This is a genomic window from Neobacillus bataviensis (assembly GCF_019969725.1).
Genome location: NZ_JAHXYW010000001.1, coordinates 130,556 through 146,948 on the forward strand (window position 1 = coordinate 130,556; position 16,393 = coordinate 146,948).

The window sequence follows — 16,393 nt, forward strand, 5'->3', positions numbered from 1 at the left end:
TCTCTTCTAACTAAAAAGATTTGATTTTTCCATTATAACCGTTTTAACTTCAAAACCATTTGGATTTTTTACTATTCCCTCTTTGGTAATAACATAACCTATAGATTCATATAAACGTACATTATCGGATAAACTCGCCCTTACTTTACATACGGCCTTAATTTTTCCTTGTTTATTTGCATAGTTTTCAAGCCACTTTAACATAGACTTCGCAATGCCCTTCCTTCTTGCAAATGGCGGAACCGATACCCTTGAAAAGTATATAGAATCATCTTGTAACATAAATCTTAAAGAACCGACAGGAACTTCATCTAAAAAACATAAAATGAAACTCTCAGTACCATTTAGAAAAGAGTTTCTAAGAATATCAATTGGTTCATTAACTGCACTAGAAGGAACATCAAGATCACGATACTCATCAAAGGCTTCCTTCATTAATTGATGGGCAATAACAATTTCATCTTCATTTCCTATTCTAATTTCAAACCCCATAATTAACGATTTTCCCCCCTATTAATCTTTAACTCTTCCACCTGGTAAATATGTTCATAATGAATTGATTATAGGGACAGCATTACTGTCCCCCTAGCTTCCATTTTATTGGTTACTTATTATGACTATTAAGTGCTTTTAATGCTTTCTTTGCAAGTCCACTCTCTCCAGCAAATTCTACATCCGCTTTTGGCATAGCATTATTTAATTGCTTATTCTTATTCTTATTCTTCGCCATTTTTTACCCCCCTTTAATTTTATTTTCCCATGGATGCCCGATATTGGGATCCACGATTTTAGTTTGCTTTCTTTTTGGTTTGCTATGCTATATGATGACTTATTAAATCAGCTGTGCAAGTCTAAATTAATTGAAAAACCTTCGGCGTAAGACGAAGGTTCAAAAAACTTGTTTATTCTGTTTTTCAGTTAACTTGTTAAAAGGACGTATTTTTCTTCTAATGTCTTCTTTAAGAATAAAGCGACTTCGAGCATTCCGTATTTTCCAGCTTTTGCTTCTGCATCAGAATTATAATTCGTGTTTGTATTAATATCGTAAGTAAAAATTTCACCTTCACCATTTTTGATGAACTCGATTCCAGCAACTTGAATATTATTACCAATTAGAACCTCTTTATATTTTTCTAAAATTTCGTCCTCAAACCCTTCAATGATTTGGAACTTAGGTTTCTCTTCTACCTCTTCTCCTACCGGGCAGAATAGATCGCCAATTTGGCATGCGTCCGCTGGGCAAAGTTCAAATCCTTCCGAAGTATCAACCTTTACGGCATAAACAAAGTTTCCTCCTACAAACTCACAGCGGGTTATGTAGCTTTCAGGAGATTGAATGTACTCTTGAATAAGGGTAATGCCATCGACCGGTTCTTCGAAATTCGGTCCTTCTACATAAGCTTTTAAAGCTTCTACACTATGGAATAATTGAACACCTAAGCCTTTACCGGCACGGTTATGCTTCGTAATAAAGGGCTGTCCTGCAAATGCTTCGGCTGATTTTATAATGTTTTGTTTTCCAACAGCTGCAATTGTTTTTGGAGTTTTAACACCATACTTGTTTAACTCTAAATATTGTAAAACCTTACTAACTTCTAGCTTTAGAGCGCTCGTTCCATTTAACACTGTGCGCCCATGTGCTTCAAGCCAAGCTAATACTTGCCCAGAAAATTCAGCTGCAAAACGATGATCACGTGTATGAGAAGATGCACTCATACGGCTATAGAAGATTCCTTCTGGCGGCTCTTTTGATAAATCTAACGTTCCTTCGTCCAAATGCCATTCTTCATAAGGAACACCAAGTTCCGCTAACCTTTTTGTTAAATGGACTGTCCACTCACTATTTTCATGTATCACATATACCTTGCTCATCTCTAAGTCCCCTCACTAGTTCTTTATTAAACTACGTTTTTGTTCAACTAATGGCATAACCTGCTTTGCAAAGCGTTCCATTTCCTCTAGTTGAGGCGAAAATTGCAATAACAATAGGTTTAAGCCAGCTTCTTCATATTGTATAATTCGATCTGCAATTTGCTCAGGTGTTCCAACTAAGTTCGGCCGTAGGCCGCGATTGGATACAGAGTAATCCTGTAATTGGATTTGTTGCTCTAAGTGTGATTTAGTGGTGAAATCCTTAAAGCCAGCATATCCGCTAGTGTCTTTCACAGTAGTGATTTTTTCAAGCTCAGCCAGAGCTTCTTCTTCTGTATCTCGGCAAATAGCATAAGCTGCCATTCCGAAAGAACTAAATGGCTTATTGCCAGTTTGTTCACGCCGTGCCTTCATATCGGCTATTTTTCGATCAATCTCTTCAACTGTTCCACCGTGCATAACATAAGCATCACATTTTTCTGCTATGGTTTGCTTGCCTTTTTCACTTTCACCGCCTGCATAAAGAATCGGATTTGGTCTTTGAACAGGTTTCGGTGCAAGCTTCGTATCCTTTAAATCGTAAAATTGACCAGAATAATTGAAGGTTTCTTCTGTCCATAAACCTTTTAGGACATCAATAAACTCTTCGGTACGAGCATAACGCTCATCATGTTCTGTAAAAATACCTCCATATTGACGTGCTTCTTCTGCCCACCAAGCTGAAACAACGTTAAGAGTAAAACGGCCGTTACTGATTTGATCAATATTTGCTGCCATTTTTGCTGCTATAGCAGGATTATGAAAACCTGGGCGTATCGCGGTCATTATTTCAATTTTTTCCGTCACTGCCGCAAGTGCTGCTGCTGTAGACCAGGCTTCAAGAGAATCATACTCCGGTCCTTTAATATCATTTAAATATAATTCAGCTATTAAAGTAGTCGAGTATCCCCACTTTTCAGCCGATTGAATGACCTTTTTAGCATATTCAAAGGTTGGAGGCATATTTTCATCTTCTACATTTCGTAACCAGCCTCCAAAAATCGGCAACCAAAAACCAAATTTCATATGTATTCTCTCCTCTGCTATTCTAATTCTCTAGTTTTCCTATTATTTAAGTAGGATTTGTCTATAAAATAAAAACTCTCCTCCTAAGAAGAGAGTTTTATTACTCTCTTCTCATCTTTCAAGCGATGTGCTTGATGGAATTGGCACAGTATTCATAAGAACCTGCTGCCGAGGCTTCAAAGGGCCAGTCCCTCCACCTCTCTGGATAAGAAGAAAAATGTACATTCAATTTTTAATTAACTAATGTGATAATAGTTTAAATTTATCAAATTGTCAATAAAATATTTCTAAACCCGAAATGTTCTTCACAATATAAATGGAATGTTAACCTTTTCCTGACCCCAATGTTTTTTTTAAAATTGTACCTTTTCAAATGACATTTGTATAATACAATTTATATTAGCATTTTAATTTTTGGGGTTTTGTAGAAGTGAGGTAAATTCAAATTGGTTCGAAAAATTATTAATTTAGCTGTTGGAAAACCAAAGGAATATAATTGGAACAATAAAATAGAACTTACTGGAATAGGAAAATCCACTGTTGAAGCCCTTGAGGTGAAAAAAACTGGTATTGTTGGTGATGATGTTGCAAATCACCAATTTCACGGGGGACCAGACCGTGCAGTATGTTTGTATCCATTCGAGCATTACTCTTATTGGGAAGAGGTATTTCAAAAAAAGCTTATTCTACCTGCTTTTGGGGAAAATATTACTGCAACAGGGATGACGGAAGAACAGGTTTGTATTGGTGACATATATAAAATAGAGGATACTATTCTACAAATAACACAAGGGAGGGTTCCTTGTGTAACTATCTCCAATTATAATGAAGAAAAACAACTTTTAAATAAAGTGGTTGAAACGACTCTAACGGGCTACTTTTTTCGGGTATTGGAAGAGGGTACAATTAAGTTCGATTCGGAAATAAATCTTGTGGAAAAACACTCAAAAGAAATATCCGTTTCTTTTGCTACAAAAATTCTTTTCCATCAAAAACAAGATAAAGCATCAATTGAAAAAATATTGACAGTTGATGCTCTTTCAGAGGAATGGAGGAATAGATTTTTAAAATTGCTATGATTCTCTTTTCGAAAACGGTGGATAACACTAAAACCTAGCCAAAAAAGCTAGGTTTTAATTTTTTATTTGTTTGTCAACAGCCCCATAAGAGGGCCTTTTTCTAGGTTAATTTCTCTTATTCCAAATTAATAGCACATAAATGATGCACCAATAATGATAAGAAGAATGAACAATACTACGATTAACGCGAAACCACTCCCATATCCACCGCTCATTTTATAACACCTCCAGCATAATGTTTTCTCCCGCTAGAACGTGTATTGGTATTGGTTTATTAATAAGTCATAGATGCTCCAACAATAATTAAAAGGATGAACAATACTACGATTAAAACAAAAGAACTGCCTCCGTAAAGGCCGCCACCGTAGCAATTACCGCCCCAGCCGTAACCAAACATATTACTCACCACCTTTTGGAAGAACTCAAATTTGTATTATTTTAGTTAAGATAAGGTTAGCTTGGATTAGCATCAGTTAATAAGATAAAATAAGCAATTTGCCTATAAAAATAAAGACACGTCAGCATTATACGCAAAAGCTCTTTAGGATGTTACAAGGAAATGACAAATATGCTGGTGGTCTCTATTAGCAAGTACATACATTCAAAAATCTATTAAAACAGAATAAAAAATAGGAATGGTGTGATAGCTTCCATTCCCATTTCACAATAGCCTATAAAAAAACACCAGCGACTACCGTGCTGATGTTTTTTGACATTTTATGAAAGTAATTTTCCTAAATAATATGGCATTTGGTGTCGCCACCAAATCCAATCATGCGAAACATCTTCGCCCCACTCATCAAACAACGCTGGAATTTGTTTTTCTTCAAAGGCTTCTTTTAATGTAAAGTATGAAGGAAGCCCATCCTGTTCCCAATCACCCAGCCCGGTACAAATAATGATATCTGCCGAACGATATCGATCAATAAACCAGCCGTCATTTTGATTCCATATGTAATCTTTCGGAGAATTTTCGTAAACAAGAGGATCATTTCCGTAATCTCCAAAAAAGTAACGCGCATCGTAAATACCGCTAAGTGCAACGGTTGTTTGGAAGACATCCGGATGTCTCAGGAAAAAGTTCAACGCATGATATGCCCCCATACTACACCCTGTTGTCATCATTGGATCAAACCAACCTGTTTTATGCTTAATAAAAGGAATAGCTTCTGAAATCACATAACGGTCATATGCCGCGTGGGCTAATGCACGGTCATGCGCCGGTTTTGAGTCGTGCAGCCAGCTTTCGCTATCTATACTAGCTAACGTAAAAAACTGAACTTTTCCGGATTCAATAAATTCATGACACGCATCAATCATTCCAAAATCATAGTATTCAGTATGCGTCCCTCCAGATGAAGGAAAAACTACGATAGGCATGCCACTGTGTCCATATCTGTTCAACAGCATTTCACGTCCTAATTCGCCACTCCAATGATTTAACTGTTCTATATGCATAAAAAAATCTCCTATCCCTATACGTTTACAATGCTGCAATTTTTTCGTTCATGTACAAAACGGATAATCTCATCCACTTCTTCTTGCGAATCTGCATTAATGGCATAAAATTGATTTCCTTGGAGTTCCGCAAACGCTTCTGGCATGCGCTGTTCAAACTTCACACCCTCGCCAAATCGTTCAGTAATAGCATTCGTATCATGTTTATACTCATACGCATCACGCTGTGTTATACCGACACAAAACTGGTTTTCGGCATCGGGCTCCTTAAATTCTCCTCCTGTCACAAGAGAAGCATACTGAGCAAATAAATCAATGGAGTACGCGAAATTGTACATATCAACCGTGTAGCCGCCAGCCAAGCGGTTATTATATTCAAGTGCAACATAATCCCCATCTTCTAATTTAAAAAACTCAATATGGAAAAAGCGTTCTTTCATGCCAAAAGCTTTCACAATCGCCTTTCCATAAGTTTCGAGCTTTGGATCAATTTCTTTTTGAATCACATAAGCTAAATCCAACTGACCCTTAACGAGTTCCAGAGTTGGCACATTATATGTAAAACTTGTTTGGAAAACAATGTTCCCTTTCTGATCTACTAAACCATCAAATGTACAAAGCACGCCTCCTTCGACATATGGTTCTAAGAAGTATACTTGTGCTTCTCCCCATTCTTCTTCAAAATGACGTACATCCTCTTCTGAACTTAATTTAAAGGTTGCAGCTGATCCAACTCCATTATCCGGTTTAGCGATAACTGGCAGTCCTAATTCATCAATGGCCTTAGATAACTCCTTTTTCGTTTTAACGACTCTTCCTTCTACAACAGGCACTCCTGCTTTTTTAAACAGCTTCTTCATTTCAGATTTATACTTAACTTTTTTCAAGTCATTCGTTTTATTGCCGTACACGTTAAATTGCTCACGCAACTGTGCATCAAGTTCTAACCAGTATTCGTTATTGGATTCAATGCGGTCAATTGGACCATGTTTATAAAATAAAAATGCAACAGCACGTTTCACTTCATCTACATCTTCTAAATTAGTCACACGATAATATTCTGTTAAAGAGTTTTGTAATTTGGAACCTAATTGGTCATATGGCTCTTCGCCAATTCCTAAAACATTGACACCTGAGTCTTTTAAACGATGAGCAAATGACTGAAAATTACTTGGATAATATGGTGATATCAAAATATAATTCATAAAAAAGCTCCTCTCTCAGAATCAAAAAATTCATTATTTTCACAACTAAGGTACAGTTATTTTAATTTAAAATCAATCTAAAATTCCAAAAATATTAAAAAAGTGATAGATTCCTCACATGATCTAATACAGTAAATATATTATTCAGTTTATTCAAGACCACTTCTCACTTAAGAAACGTAAACATTCTGGCAGGTGTTTTGCCCAAGCTTTTTCATCATGTTCTTCATCCGCAAAAATATTTAAACGAATGCTATCAATTGGAACAGAGCCTTTTATCAGTTGTTTATAATACTTAAGCGAGCAATCGATATATGCCTGCTTCATATTACCATACATCAATTGTCGATCGGCATCATCGCCTTCCTGAGTCCCAACTTGAATGTACACGCGTTGTTCAGGATCCAGTTCTTCTCTATCAATATACCTGTCAAAGGCTTTACTCGTAATCCAATTGGCTAAAGAAAAAATGCCTAAACCACCAATTTGATCTTTATATTCAATACCCATAAAAGCCGAAATATTTCCTCCAAGTGAACTGCCAATCATCGCTGTATGATATTTATCCGATTTAGTTCGGTAATGCTTATCGATAAACGGCTTCACGACTGTCATAACAAACTCAGCAAACTCCGCGCCTCTGCCGCCTAGTTCAATATCTTCAGGAAGAGGGCTTTCAGTAATTTTCCAAGGCGTATATTCATTAATTCGATCTTGTCCAGCGTTATCTATTCCAACAACAATCATCTTCGGTAAATCGGGGTTTTGTTTAATTGCGGGAATAACTTTCCATGAAAACCCGCTATAAGATTCACTACTGTAGAAAACATTTTGTCCATCATGCATATAGACAACTGGATAATTTATATCCTCTTCTTTATCATAATTTTTCGGCAATAAAACACGCACGCGACGTACTTCATTTTTATAAGACATATGTAATTGGTGTGTTTCTAGTTTTAAATAAAAATAGGATTGATTCATTTTACCTTCCTCGCTCCTTTGATATTATATTAAATATACTGAATAAATCTAATGTTCACAATAAAAATATTGATCCATGCATTGGCAGATGGAAGTACGTTAAGCGCCACGATCAACAAAACAACAAGCGGTACCTTAAAAATACTTCTCCAATCCGTTAGATAGGTGCTCCAAATTTCCCCTTGTTTTTCCACCTCTTGTGAAAAGTTTCATCTAAAGGAGTTATTTTGCACTTTAAGTAAATATAATAAAACCCCATTTCTCAGTATTAAAATTGAGAAATGGGGTTTTATCGATACTATTTTTGTTTTAGTAATTGATCTACAATTAATTGAGACTTTAAGCCTTCTAATCCATCAACAAAGGGTTGAGTATCATTTTGAATACAATACATAAAATGCTGTACAGCATCTTCAAAGCCTCGTTGTTTTAAAATTGTTTCCCATGATGAAGAGAATGTGGTAGTTACAGCATTTTCTTCTTCTATTTCAGTTGTATTCATGTTTTTTACACGAATAATTGCTCCATCTGCTACCAGTTCTAGTTGTTCTAAATTTGTCCCTGCTTTTCTATGCATGGCTGTGGTAATAGATTTACTTTGAGAGGATTCATACATATGCTGTGCATATAAAAGTTGATTTTCATCGTTCGTATGAATTTTTCCATACTGTACATTAAGACCTCCATCCCCCAGCCAACGCGCTGTATCGACTAAGTGAAGGTAATCATCTAACATGGTGAACTCATAAGAATAAGGTCCTAAACTGTCCGTTCTGTGCTTTTCAAATCGAAGCCAAGCTATATTATTCGCTCTTTCCTTTACTTTCACATACATTGGGGCAAAACGGCGATTAAAACCAACCATTAATTTTCTTTTCATCTTCTCACTTAATTCGACTAATTTTTCTGCATCTGAGATGGAAGTTGCCAATGGTTTATCAACATATACATCTATCCCTTTATGAAGTAGTTCTGAAACCACTTCATAATGAGATTCAGTAGAGCTGTGTACAAACATTGCATCACACTCTTGAGCCAATGCTGGTAAACTACCAAAATCTTGTATACGATACCGATTGCAGATTACCTTTCTTTTCTCTCTATTGGGAGAAAATGCACCTACAAATGTCCAATCTGTTTCTTTTGAAAGAATAGGCAAATATGCTTTCTGAGCGATACCACCCAGTCCTACCATACCAATTCTAGGTTTCAACAAATAAATCATCCTTTATCCTATATAGATTTTGGTTCCATGGACTATTTTACAACTACTTTCTAAATTATCCCAAATAATAATTTAACCCAAATACTGCATAAATTTACGAAACTTATGATAGGCCTGAGTAAAGGCAAATCGAACTAATACCATACTCCATTAATAAACAGAATGAGTCCAAGTCCCCATCAATATATATTCATCAAGAGGAAAAACTGAATCTTAAAAGGAAGAATACCAATTTATGTGAATTGGAGGAAAAATGAATGTTCAAACCTAATCCCTCAAATACAGCCATTGTCATAACGGACCCACAAAATGACTTTCTGTCCCCCGGAGGTAAAGGATATCATCTAACAAAAAAAATTATTGAACAATACAACACACTGGGTAACCTTGAAATTCTAATAAGAACAGCAATGAGTAGAGGATACCAACTTTTTGTCTCCCCTCATTATTTATATCCCCATGATTATAATTGGCAATTTACTGGAGCTGAACAAGAAATGTTACTAAAGCTTCGAATGTATCAAAAACAAAATGACTACACTTCTTTTGGAGCCGACTGGGTTCCTTCACTAAAGCCATACATTTTATCTAACCAAACTGTCATTGCGACCGCCCATAAGATTGCCAGTCCGCAGACAAATGACCTTGTTTACCAATTACGTCAGCATAGGAAAGAAAAGGTGATTTTGGCAGGTGTCTTATCAAACATTTGTGTAGAATCCCATATGAGAGACTTAATCGAAAATGGATTCCAAACAGCTGTTGTTTATGATGCCACTGCCACCATAAGTGAGAGGGATTTTCAAGCAGCTGTTACAAATTATCATGCATTCAGCAGTGCTACATGGTCAACTCAACAGGCGATCTCACTATTATAAAATTAAAACACTGTACCTCGAGTTAAGTATAAAAGGGTTGCTTGTGAAAGCAGCCCTTTTTATAATCCTAAAGTTCTTTCGCATAATGGTGTACTTACCCTAATTGGCGTTTAAATTCTTTACTGGCGATGAAGTAAGCAATGATTATGATACCAACGCACCAGGAAAGCGCGATCCAGATACCGTTGCCAACAGACCCTTCATACAACAGGCCACGAATTGCATTTACGATTGAAGTCACGGGCTGGTTCTCAGCGAACGCACGAACAATTTTAGGCATGGTTTCGGTGGGGACAAAGGCCGAACTTATAAACGGCAGGAAAATCAGCGGGTACGAGTAAGCTGTCGCCCCTTCCATAGACCCCGCTCTCAATCCAGGAATAACCGCCAGCCATGTCAGTGCCAGCGTAAACAGCCCGAGTATCCCAGCTACCCCGAGCCAATCCAGGATACCAGCGCTGGAACGGAAGCCCATCAATAGCGCGACGAGGATAACCACCACGACAGTAAGCACATTGGAAACAAGCGAAGTCAACACGTGAGCCCACAATACCGATGAGCGCTTGATGGGCATGGTAATGAAACGCGCCATCAGCCCGCTCTTTACATCCGTAAACAGCCGCAAGGAAGTATAAGCGACGCCGGATGCGATAGCCATTAGCAAAATTCCCGGCAATAAATAATTGACGTAGTTGTCCGTACCTGTCTCTATAGCGCCGCCAAATACATAGACAAACAGCAGCATCATCATAATCGGCGTAATCGCCACCGTGATAATCGCATCGGGGCTTCGCATGATGTTGAGCATCAAACGCCCTAATAGAACCCCTGTTTTGCTTTTCATTTACATCTCCTCCTTTTTGCCGACGATTGCGAGGAAAATTTCCTCCAATGTCGGCTGCTTCTCGATGTACTCCACTTTCGCTGGCGGGAACATCTCCTTGAGTTCAGTAAGGGTACCAGTCGTGATGATTTTTCCGCCATGTAAGATGGCGATACGGTCCGCCAGTTGTTCGGCTTCCTCTAGGTACTGGGTCGTCAGCATGATGGTCGTGCCTCCGTCGGCAAGCTCCTTGACGGTATCCCAAACTTCAATCCGCGCTTCGGGGTCAAGCCCTGTCGTCGGTTCGTCGAGAAAAATAACTTCCGGGGTACCGATCAGGCTCATGGCGAGGTCAAGCCGGCGTTTCATCCCCCCGGAATATTTGTCCGCCCGGCGGTTTGCCGCATCGGTGAGGCTGAATCTTGCAAGCAGATGGTCGGCGACTTGAGCGGGATTGGAAACTCCCCGTAACTTGGCGATCATCATCAGGTTTTCCCTTCCTGTGAGCATGCCGTCTAAAGCTGCGAACTGCCCTGTCAGGCTGATACTCTGTTGGACATGATTTGGTTGACGCTGGATGTCAAAGCCGCAAATACCTACTTCGCCGTCATCGGGCTTCATCAGCGTCGACAGAATGTTGACCGTCGTCGTCTTACCCGCTCCATTTGAGCCCAGCAGTGCGAAAATTTCGCCTCGCCGCACCTCAAAATCCACCCCCTTTAAGACTTCCTTATCTTTAAAGGATTTTTTTAACCCTTTTACAGAAATCGCTGCATTGCTCATACTTAATCCCCCTTTTTAAAATCGTAGCTTGGCGCTAAATTGTCTATAATTCACTACTCAGTCTTACTGATAATCTGTATTACTTACTACTTAATTAAAAATATAACTGAATAGTGAAGGTGGCACAATCACATTTGTAACCAGCTATTCAGTCGGAATTATCTATTGATTTTACTTATTTCCAAATTGCATCCTGATAATCTAATCCAAAACTTCACGATACTTGTCGACATTGATTTTAGCGTTTGCCACTAGTTCGAGGGCAAAGGAAGCCAAGTCGTCCCCTGTGACGGTTTGCGTCGTTAGTGTCGATGCCAGGTACTAGGCGAAAATCCACTAGGATTTCGCCGTTAGCCACGACCAATCGTATCGTTCAACTTCTTGCGATATTTGTCCCTCCAAGTTTTCTCGTCTTTCACTAGCTCGTCGCAGAAAGCCGCCACGTCTTCGCCCGTGAGGTCAGTAACTTTCTTGCCTTCCGCTGCACCTTCCTCGAAGAGGTCGAGAATGCCGCCAAAGATACGGCTGCTGTCCTTCCAGTCGATGGGGCCGCCACCAGCAGTCCACATATATTTTTGAATAGCTTTGTAAGCGTTGCGGTACTCACTTGGAAGTGCCTTCGCACGCGCCTCCATCGCCTTCCATTCCCGCTTGTCATCCAGACTTCCAATAATTTTTTCAAAAATACTCATATTATTTCTCCTTTTAATTTTATTTTATTTTTAAGTTCAGTAATTTTACTTGAGACGAAATCCCATTTTTTCCAAAAAACTTCAAGCTGCTCTTGACCTGCTGCGTTAAGTGTGTAAAATTTTCTCGGCGGTCCCATAGTGGATGGCTTTTTCTCGATGTCCACTAGATTGTTTTTCTCAAGCCTCATGGTAATCGTATAAACTGTCCCTTCAACCACATCAGTGAAGCCAAGTTCTCGCAGCTGTTGCGTGATTTCATAGCCGTAAGTTTCGCCACGGCTGATGATTTCAAGCACACAACCCTCAAGCACCCCTTTCAGCATTTCTGTGATATTTTCCAATTTTTTACCTCCATTTATATTTTACTTATAATTTTTAGTACTCTGTAACACAGGTATTTTGTGTTGCTGATATTCAGTATTACTGACTACTAGTATATAGTATTACCGAATACCATCATTTGTCAATAAAACTTTTCATCAAAATGCCCGTTTTTGCGTCTTCATAGGTGTTTATATCAAATTTATTTTCGAACGGGTTTCAGAAAATATGTAGTTGAAAAGAAAAAATCTTCCCCTTCTAACAAAGGGAAAGACGATGAAAATTATTTTTTTATATAATGAAGCATCGCAAGCTGACCTAATTTTTCTGCTTTGGTTAATGTGTATTTTTGAGTAATATCATCTCCGTTATAAAGGGAAATTCCTTTCCCTAATATAATCGGGGCAATGGCTAGTTGGATTTCATCAATTAAATTTTCCTTAAAAAATTCACGAGCTAAATTTCCTCCACCAATTAACCATATATCCTTACCAGGCTTTTGTTTTAAATTTTGAATGAAAGTTTTAACATCTTCATCAATAAATGAAACATATTCATCGGATCCACTACTAGATTTAGAAAACACATAATTTTTATAATTGCTATAAGGATATTCGATATCAAATCCACGTACGACATCATAAGTTCCTTTACCCATAATAACCGTGTCAATTCTTTCTAGGAGTGAATTGTAGCCAGAATCTCCTTCTACTTCAGTTGATTCTAACCATTCTAATGTACCATCCTCATTTGCAATATAGCCGTCAATGGATGTGCCAATATATAAAATAATGTTACGCTGTTTATTCATGTACATCTCCAATCCTTTGTTTCAGATAATACAATTAGTGATTTTAATGGCATTTAAATCTCCCCTTGATGGTTTAATAATATGTGGTTTATAATAGTGTGAATATTAAAACATTAGCTAACGATATTCAACTTTCCTATCCTTTAGTCTAACAAACATCTATATAGTATTATTGATAAAATCAAAATGCTAATCGAAATAGGGGGATTATTATGCCATTATCAAATATTAGTTTATCCACTTGGAAGCCATTTTCAGCATCACCGCCACCTCCGTTTACTCCAGCTGTTGAACCAGCATTGAATAAGCTTATATTAAAAACAGATTAAGAATCTGCGAAAATATAAGCTGTTTCGCAGATTCGAAGGAGTAGACGATGAAATCTAACATTCAGTTTATATTATCAATGATCATTTTCGGTACAATTGGTTTAGTTGTAAGATACATTGATTTATCTTCGAGTGAAACAGCCTTACTAAGTAGTTCAATCGGATGTCTATTTTTAATGTTCGTATTTTTTGTGATGAGAAAATCCATTCCGTGGAAATTAGTGAAAGCTAATGCTTCCGTTTTATTACTTTCTGGGATTGCATTAGGCGGGAATTGGATTTTCCTGTATCAATCGTACGATTATACAACAGTCACTAACGCAACCTTAGCCTATTACTTTGCACCTGTGTTTGTTATGATTCTCTCACCAATTATTCTCAAAGAACAATTAACTATCAAAAAGATTGTTTGTATTGGTGTTTCGATAGTAGGTATGTTATTGATTGTTGGAAATGGAATAAGTGCATCTGAAAAAGATGATCTACTTGGGATCTTTTTTGGGTTAGTAGCAGCTGCATTTTACGCTGCATTAATGTTATTGAATAAATTTATTCAAAACTTAGCCAAGTTAGAGATTACGATCATCCAACTTGGTACAACAGCTTTACTTCTTTTGCCCTATGTGCTTGTTACGGAAGGATTCGGTATCTTGGAAGTATCAAGTTCATCCATTCCCTTCATCATACTGTTAGGGATTATGAACACTGGTCTTGGATTTTGGTTATTTTTCTCAGGTATGCAGAAGTTAAAGGGACAAAGTATTGCTATGCTAAGCTACGTGGATCCCTTTGTTGCTATACTAATTTCAGGGGTAATCTTACAAGAACAAATGACTATTATACAAATGTTTGGTGGGGCATTGCTTTTAGGTTCCACTTTTGTAAGCGAAAATCAATCCGTGAAATTATTAAAACCATTATTGAATAAAACAGCTAAATAAAGAAATGAACAGTGGGAAGCATTCGATCTCCCACTGTTTTGTATTTAAACAGACTGGTGGTATAATCTTTCAATTTCTTCATGAATTTTTTCTGGGTCAATTCGTTCGAACAACGGTTCAACATTTGACAAATACTGTGACTTAACCAAAAACGCTCTCCATTCCGTTTCTGTTGTGTTTATCATTTCCTTGACTTTTCTGCTTGAAAAAGGAAGAAATGGCGTAAGGATATGAGCTATATTTGCAATTAGATAAACACAGTTCGCCAGCGTTTGTTTGCAAGACTCGGCATCATCCTTTATTTGTTTCCATGGTTGTTGTTCATCAAAGTATTTGTTCGAAAATCTAACAGTTTCAAATACTTTTTCCAATCCTAGTTTGAAGGCAGCAGTTTCAATGCAATGACCTACTTCCTTGTATAAGCTATTAACTTTATCTTGAATATTCGAAGTTATGTCCTTTTCAGGAATAGCACCGTCAAATGACTTTTCAATAAATTTTAATGTCCGATTAACAAAGTTTCCATAAGCCCCTAATAACTCACTATTATGACTGTATATAAACTCTTTCCAAGAAAAATCAGCATCTCGGTTCTCTGGTGCGTTGATTGTTAAGAAATACCGAATGGAATCTGGTTCATACCTTTCTAGAATATCTGGAACCCAAACAGCCCAATTTTTACTTGTAGATAATTTTTTCTTTTCCAAAGTCAAATACTCGTTTGAAACGATATGCGATGGTAATGGTTCTTTTCCAAGACCAGCAAGAATTCCAGCCCAGATTATGGAATGGAAAGGGATATTGTCTTTCCCGTGAACATAATAGGATTGAGTGGAGGAATCCCAAAATGTTGAATCATCGCTAGCTGTTTCCTTTGCCCATAGCTTGCTTGCAGTGTAGTATCCTGATACAGCCTCAATCCAAACATAGATCTTCTTATCTTCATATCCAGCAACTGGAACACTAACCCCAATAGGCAAATCCCTTGAAACGGCCCTATCTTGCAAACCTTCCTTTAAGTAGCGTTTCGTAAGAGAAATGGCATTTTCCCTCCATAGGTTATTATTGTCTTCTGCTTCTTGAGTATAGTTTTCCAAAACATTTTGGAATGAGCTTAACGAAAAGTAAAAATGCTCAGTCAATCTTGTAGTAGGTTCGTTTCCGCAAATTTTGCATTTTCTTTCAAGTAATTCAAGTGGTTCTAAAATCGTTGAACAATTGTCACATTGATCGCCGCGCGAAGGCTCTTTACAAAAAGGACAAATTCCTTCAACATAACGATCAGGTAAAAACTGTTGACAATGTTCACAATAGGTTTGTTCGATTTCTTTTTTGTAAATCAGCCCTTTCTCAAGTAACTTTAAAAATATCTCTTGAACGATTTTATGGTGATGGTCAGTGTCAGTTCTTGTATAAGTATCGTATGAGAATCCTAATCTTGAAAAACAATCTTCGAATTCTTTGTGATAACGGTCTGCAATCACTTTTGGAGAAACACCTTCTTGTTTTGCTCTAACTGTAATCGGTGTTCCATTACAATCGCTTCCTGAAACATACAAAACTTTTTCTCCCTTTAAACGGTAATATCTCGCTAGAATGTCGCCAGGCAACAAACTTGAAATATGACCTAAATGTAATGAGCCGTTCGCATAAGCCCATGCCCCACCAATAAAAATACTCATTGATTAAAACCTCCTAATAAAAATATCATTTTAAAAACAAAAAAACCTCGCCTTAACTGTAATAGTTAAGGGCGAGGTTTGAATTTCCACGCGGTACCACCTTAATTTGCAAATAGTTCACACCATTTGCCTCAACAAGTACGGAGTATTAAAAGCTACTCTTAAACTGTGACATTGATAACGAGTGCCAAATCCCGTCGTAACCTACTAATTCTAAAGTACGTTCAGTCCGAAGCTCAGAGACC

19 protein-coding genes, 1 pseudogene, 1 riboswitch and 1 other annotated feature (1 of these 22 only partly in view) are annotated in these 16,393 nt (G+C 37.5%); of the genes and pseudogenes, 3 read left to right on the forward strand and 17 right to left on the reverse strand.

The features are described 5' to 3' along the window. Positions 1-6: 6 nt before the first annotated feature. The 4 genes from LC455_RS00675 to LC455_RS00685 all read right to left on the reverse strand — a co-directional run bounded on the left by LC455_RS00675 (position 7) and on the right by LC455_RS00685 (position 2,937). On the reverse strand, positions 7-492 hold the full coding sequence (locus LC455_RS00675) for a GNAT family N-acetyltransferase (protein WP_223587642.1): 486 nt from the start codon (positions 490-492) through the stop codon (positions 7-9). A 112-nt stretch (positions 493-604) separates the two neighbouring features. Beyond that, positions 605-730: a hypothetical protein gene (locus tag LC455_RS31250; RefSeq protein WP_263297644.1), complete on the reverse strand. Its 126-nt coding sequence runs from the start codon at positions 728-730 to the stop codon at positions 605-607. Positions 731-918: 188 nt separating this feature from the next. Next, positions 919-1,872: an ATP-grasp domain-containing protein gene (locus tag LC455_RS00680; RefSeq protein ID WP_223587643.1), complete on the reverse strand. Its 954-nt coding sequence runs from the start codon at positions 1,870-1,872 to the stop codon at positions 919-921. Positions 1,873-1,887: 15 nt separating this feature from the next. Further along, the gene (locus tag LC455_RS00685) at positions 1,888-2,937 is read right to left on the reverse strand and encodes an LLM class flavin-dependent oxidoreductase (RefSeq protein WP_223587644.1); all 1,050 of its coding nucleotides are present in this window, start codon (positions 2,935-2,937) and stop codon (positions 1,888-1,890) included. Positions 2,938-3,045: 108 nt separating this feature from the next. Continuing rightward, positions 3,046-3,149: riboswitch (SAM riboswitch) on the reverse strand. Between the two features lie 234 nt (positions 3,150-3,383). On the opposite strand from LC455_RS00685, the gene LC455_RS00690 reads away from it, so the two are divergent. After that, a complete protein-coding gene (locus tag LC455_RS00690) occupies positions 3,384-4,016 on the forward strand; it encodes an MOSC domain-containing protein (RefSeq protein ID WP_223587645.1) in 633 nt (210 codons plus the stop codon). A 125-nt stretch (positions 4,017-4,141) separates the two neighbouring features. Here LC455_RS00690 and LC455_RS00695 read toward each other — a convergent pair whose 3' ends face one another. The 6 genes from LC455_RS00695 to LC455_RS00720 all read right to left on the reverse strand — a co-directional run bounded on the left by LC455_RS00695 (position 4,142) and on the right by LC455_RS00720 (position 8,879). Beyond that, the gene (locus tag LC455_RS00695) at positions 4,142-4,231 is read right to left on the reverse strand and encodes a YjcZ family sporulation protein (protein ID WP_223587646.1); all 90 of its coding nucleotides are present in this window, start codon (positions 4,229-4,231) and stop codon (positions 4,142-4,144) included. 59 nt (positions 4,232-4,290) lie between these two features. Further along, positions 4,291-4,413 carry a YjcZ family sporulation protein gene (locus LC455_RS00700; RefSeq protein ID WP_223587647.1) on the reverse strand — a complete coding sequence of 41 codons (123 nt, stop codon included), beginning with the start codon at positions 4,411-4,413 and terminating at the stop codon, positions 4,291-4,293. Between the two features lie 320 nt (positions 4,414-4,733). Continuing rightward, positions 4,734-5,474, reverse strand: coding sequence for an esterase family protein (locus tag LC455_RS00705; RefSeq protein ID WP_223587648.1), 741 nt, complete (start codon positions 5,472-5,474; stop codon positions 4,734-4,736). Positions 5,475-5,491: 17 nt separating this feature from the next. Further along, positions 5,492-6,679: an ATP-grasp domain-containing protein gene (locus LC455_RS00710; protein WP_223587649.1), complete on the reverse strand. Its 1,188-nt coding sequence runs from the start codon at positions 6,677-6,679 to the stop codon at positions 5,492-5,494. Between the two features lie 153 nt (positions 6,680-6,832). Then, a complete protein-coding gene (locus tag LC455_RS00715; protein ID WP_223587650.1) occupies positions 6,833-7,663 on the reverse strand; it encodes an alpha/beta hydrolase in 831 nt (276 codons plus the stop codon). A gap of 298 nt (positions 7,664-7,961) precedes the next feature. Beyond that, positions 7,962-8,879: a Gfo/Idh/MocA family protein gene (locus LC455_RS00720; RefSeq protein ID WP_223587651.1), complete on the reverse strand. Its 918-nt coding sequence runs from the start codon at positions 8,877-8,879 to the stop codon at positions 7,962-7,964. A gap of 266 nt (positions 8,880-9,145) precedes the next feature. Between LC455_RS00720 and LC455_RS00725 the strand changes: the two genes are divergently transcribed. Beyond that, positions 9,146-9,766, forward strand: a complete 621-nt coding sequence (locus LC455_RS00725) for an isochorismatase family cysteine hydrolase (RefSeq protein WP_223587652.1) — start codon at positions 9,146-9,148, stop codon at positions 9,764-9,766. Positions 9,767-9,860: 94 nt separating this feature from the next. On the opposite strand, the gene LC455_RS00730 is transcribed toward LC455_RS00725, so the two are convergent. The 6 genes and pseudogenes from LC455_RS00730 to LC455_RS00755 form a co-directional block, all read right to left on the reverse strand. Further along, positions 9,861-10,610, reverse strand: a complete 750-nt coding sequence (locus tag LC455_RS00730; RefSeq protein WP_223587653.1) for an ABC transporter permease — start codon at positions 10,608-10,610, stop codon at positions 9,861-9,863. After that, positions 10,611-11,372, reverse strand: coding sequence for an ABC transporter ATP-binding protein (locus LC455_RS00735; protein ID WP_223587654.1), 762 nt, complete (start codon positions 11,370-11,372; stop codon positions 10,611-10,613). It abuts the gene before it with no gap. A gap of 201 nt (positions 11,373-11,573) precedes the next feature. Then, positions 11,574-11,663, reverse strand: a pseudogene (locus LC455_RS00740) (DUF1048 domain-containing protein); the annotation flags it as partial. 59 nt (positions 11,664-11,722) lie between these two features. After that, positions 11,723-12,064 carry a DUF1048 domain-containing protein gene (locus LC455_RS00745; RefSeq protein WP_223587655.1) on the reverse strand — a complete coding sequence of 114 codons (342 nt, stop codon included), beginning with the start codon at positions 12,062-12,064 and terminating at the stop codon, positions 11,723-11,725. Further along, the gene (locus tag LC455_RS00750; protein ID WP_223587656.1) at positions 12,061-12,405 is read right to left on the reverse strand and encodes a PadR family transcriptional regulator; all 345 of its coding nucleotides are present in this window, start codon (positions 12,403-12,405) and stop codon (positions 12,061-12,063) included. The genes LC455_RS00745 and LC455_RS00750 overlap by 4 nt, the downstream gene beginning before the upstream one ends. A gap of 263 nt (positions 12,406-12,668) precedes the next feature. Then, positions 12,669-13,196: a dihydrofolate reductase family protein gene (locus tag LC455_RS00755; RefSeq protein ID WP_223587657.1), complete on the reverse strand. Its 528-nt coding sequence runs from the start codon at positions 13,194-13,196 to the stop codon at positions 12,669-12,671. Positions 13,197-13,572: 376 nt separating this feature from the next. On the opposite strand from LC455_RS00755, the gene LC455_RS00760 reads away from it, so the two are divergent. Next, complete coding sequence (locus LC455_RS00760) at positions 13,573-14,466, forward strand: DMT family transporter (RefSeq protein WP_223587658.1); 894 nt, start codon at positions 13,573-13,575, stop codon at positions 14,464-14,466. Positions 14,467-14,510: 44 nt separating this feature from the next. Here the strand turns inward: LC455_RS00760 and metG are convergent, their stop codons facing one another. Then, complete coding sequence (gene metG, locus LC455_RS00765; protein WP_223587659.1) at positions 14,511-16,148, reverse strand: methionine--tRNA ligase; 1,638 nt, start codon at positions 16,146-16,148, stop codon at positions 14,511-14,513. 64 nt (positions 16,149-16,212) lie between these two features. Beyond that, positions 16,213-16,393 (reverse strand) — a binding site (T-box leader) (it continues 93 nt past the right edge of the window).

Excerpts from the sequence above, each read along its gene's own strand:
- LC455_RS00675 (WP_223587642.1), bottom strand. The coding sequence starts at position 492 with ATGGGGTTTGAAATTAGAATAGGAAATGAAGATGAAATTGTTATTGCC.
- metG (WP_223587659.1), bottom strand. The coding sequence starts at position 16,148 with ATGAGTATTTTTATTGGTGGGGCATGGGCTTATGCGAACGGCTCATTA.
- LC455_RS00735 (WP_223587654.1), bottom strand. The coding sequence starts at position 11,372 with ATGAGCAATGCAGCGATTTCTGTAAAAGGGTTAAAAAAATCCTTTAAA.
- LC455_RS31250 (WP_263297644.1), bottom strand. The coding sequence starts at position 730 with ATGGCGAAGAATAAGAATAAGAATAAGCAATTAAATAATGCTATGCCA.
- LC455_RS00755 (WP_223587657.1), bottom strand. The coding sequence starts at position 13,196 with ATGAATAAACAGCGTAACATTATTTTATATATTGGCACATCCATTGAC.
- LC455_RS00710 (WP_223587649.1), bottom strand. The coding sequence starts at position 6,679 with ATGAATTATATTTTGATATCACCATATTATCCAAGTAATTTTCAGTCA.
- LC455_RS00685 (WP_223587644.1), bottom strand. The coding sequence starts at position 2,937 with ATGAAATTTGGTTTTTGGTTGCCGATTTTTGGAGGCTGGTTACGAAAT.
- LC455_RS00695 (WP_223587646.1), bottom strand. The coding sequence starts at position 4,231 with ATGAGCGGTGGATATGGGAGTGGTTTCGCGTTAATCGTAGTATTGTTC.
- LC455_RS00700 (WP_223587647.1), bottom strand. The coding sequence starts at position 4,413 with ATGTTTGGTTACGGCTGGGGCGGTAATTGCTACGGTGGCGGCCTTTAC.
- LC455_RS00745 (WP_223587655.1), bottom strand. The coding sequence starts at position 12,064 with ATGAGTATTTTTGAAAAAATTATTGGAAGTCTGGATGACAAGCGGGAA.
- LC455_RS00680 (WP_223587643.1), bottom strand. The coding sequence starts at position 1,872 with ATGAGCAAGGTATATGTGATACATGAAAATAGTGAGTGGACAGTCCAT.
- LC455_RS00760 (WP_223587658.1), top strand. The coding sequence starts at position 13,573 with ATGAAATCTAACATTCAGTTTATATTATCAATGATCATTTTCGGTACA.
- LC455_RS00725 (WP_223587652.1), top strand. The coding sequence starts at position 9,146 with ATGTTCAAACCTAATCCCTCAAATACAGCCATTGTCATAACGGACCCA.
- LC455_RS00715 (WP_223587650.1), bottom strand. The coding sequence starts at position 7,663 with ATGAATCAATCCTATTTTTATTTAAAACTAGAAACACACCAATTACAT.
- LC455_RS00730 (WP_223587653.1), bottom strand. The coding sequence starts at position 10,610 with ATGAAAAGCAAAACAGGGGTTCTATTAGGGCGTTTGATGCTCAACATC.
- LC455_RS00705 (WP_223587648.1), bottom strand. The coding sequence starts at position 5,474 with ATGCATATAGAACAGTTAAATCATTGGAGTGGCGAATTAGGACGTGAA.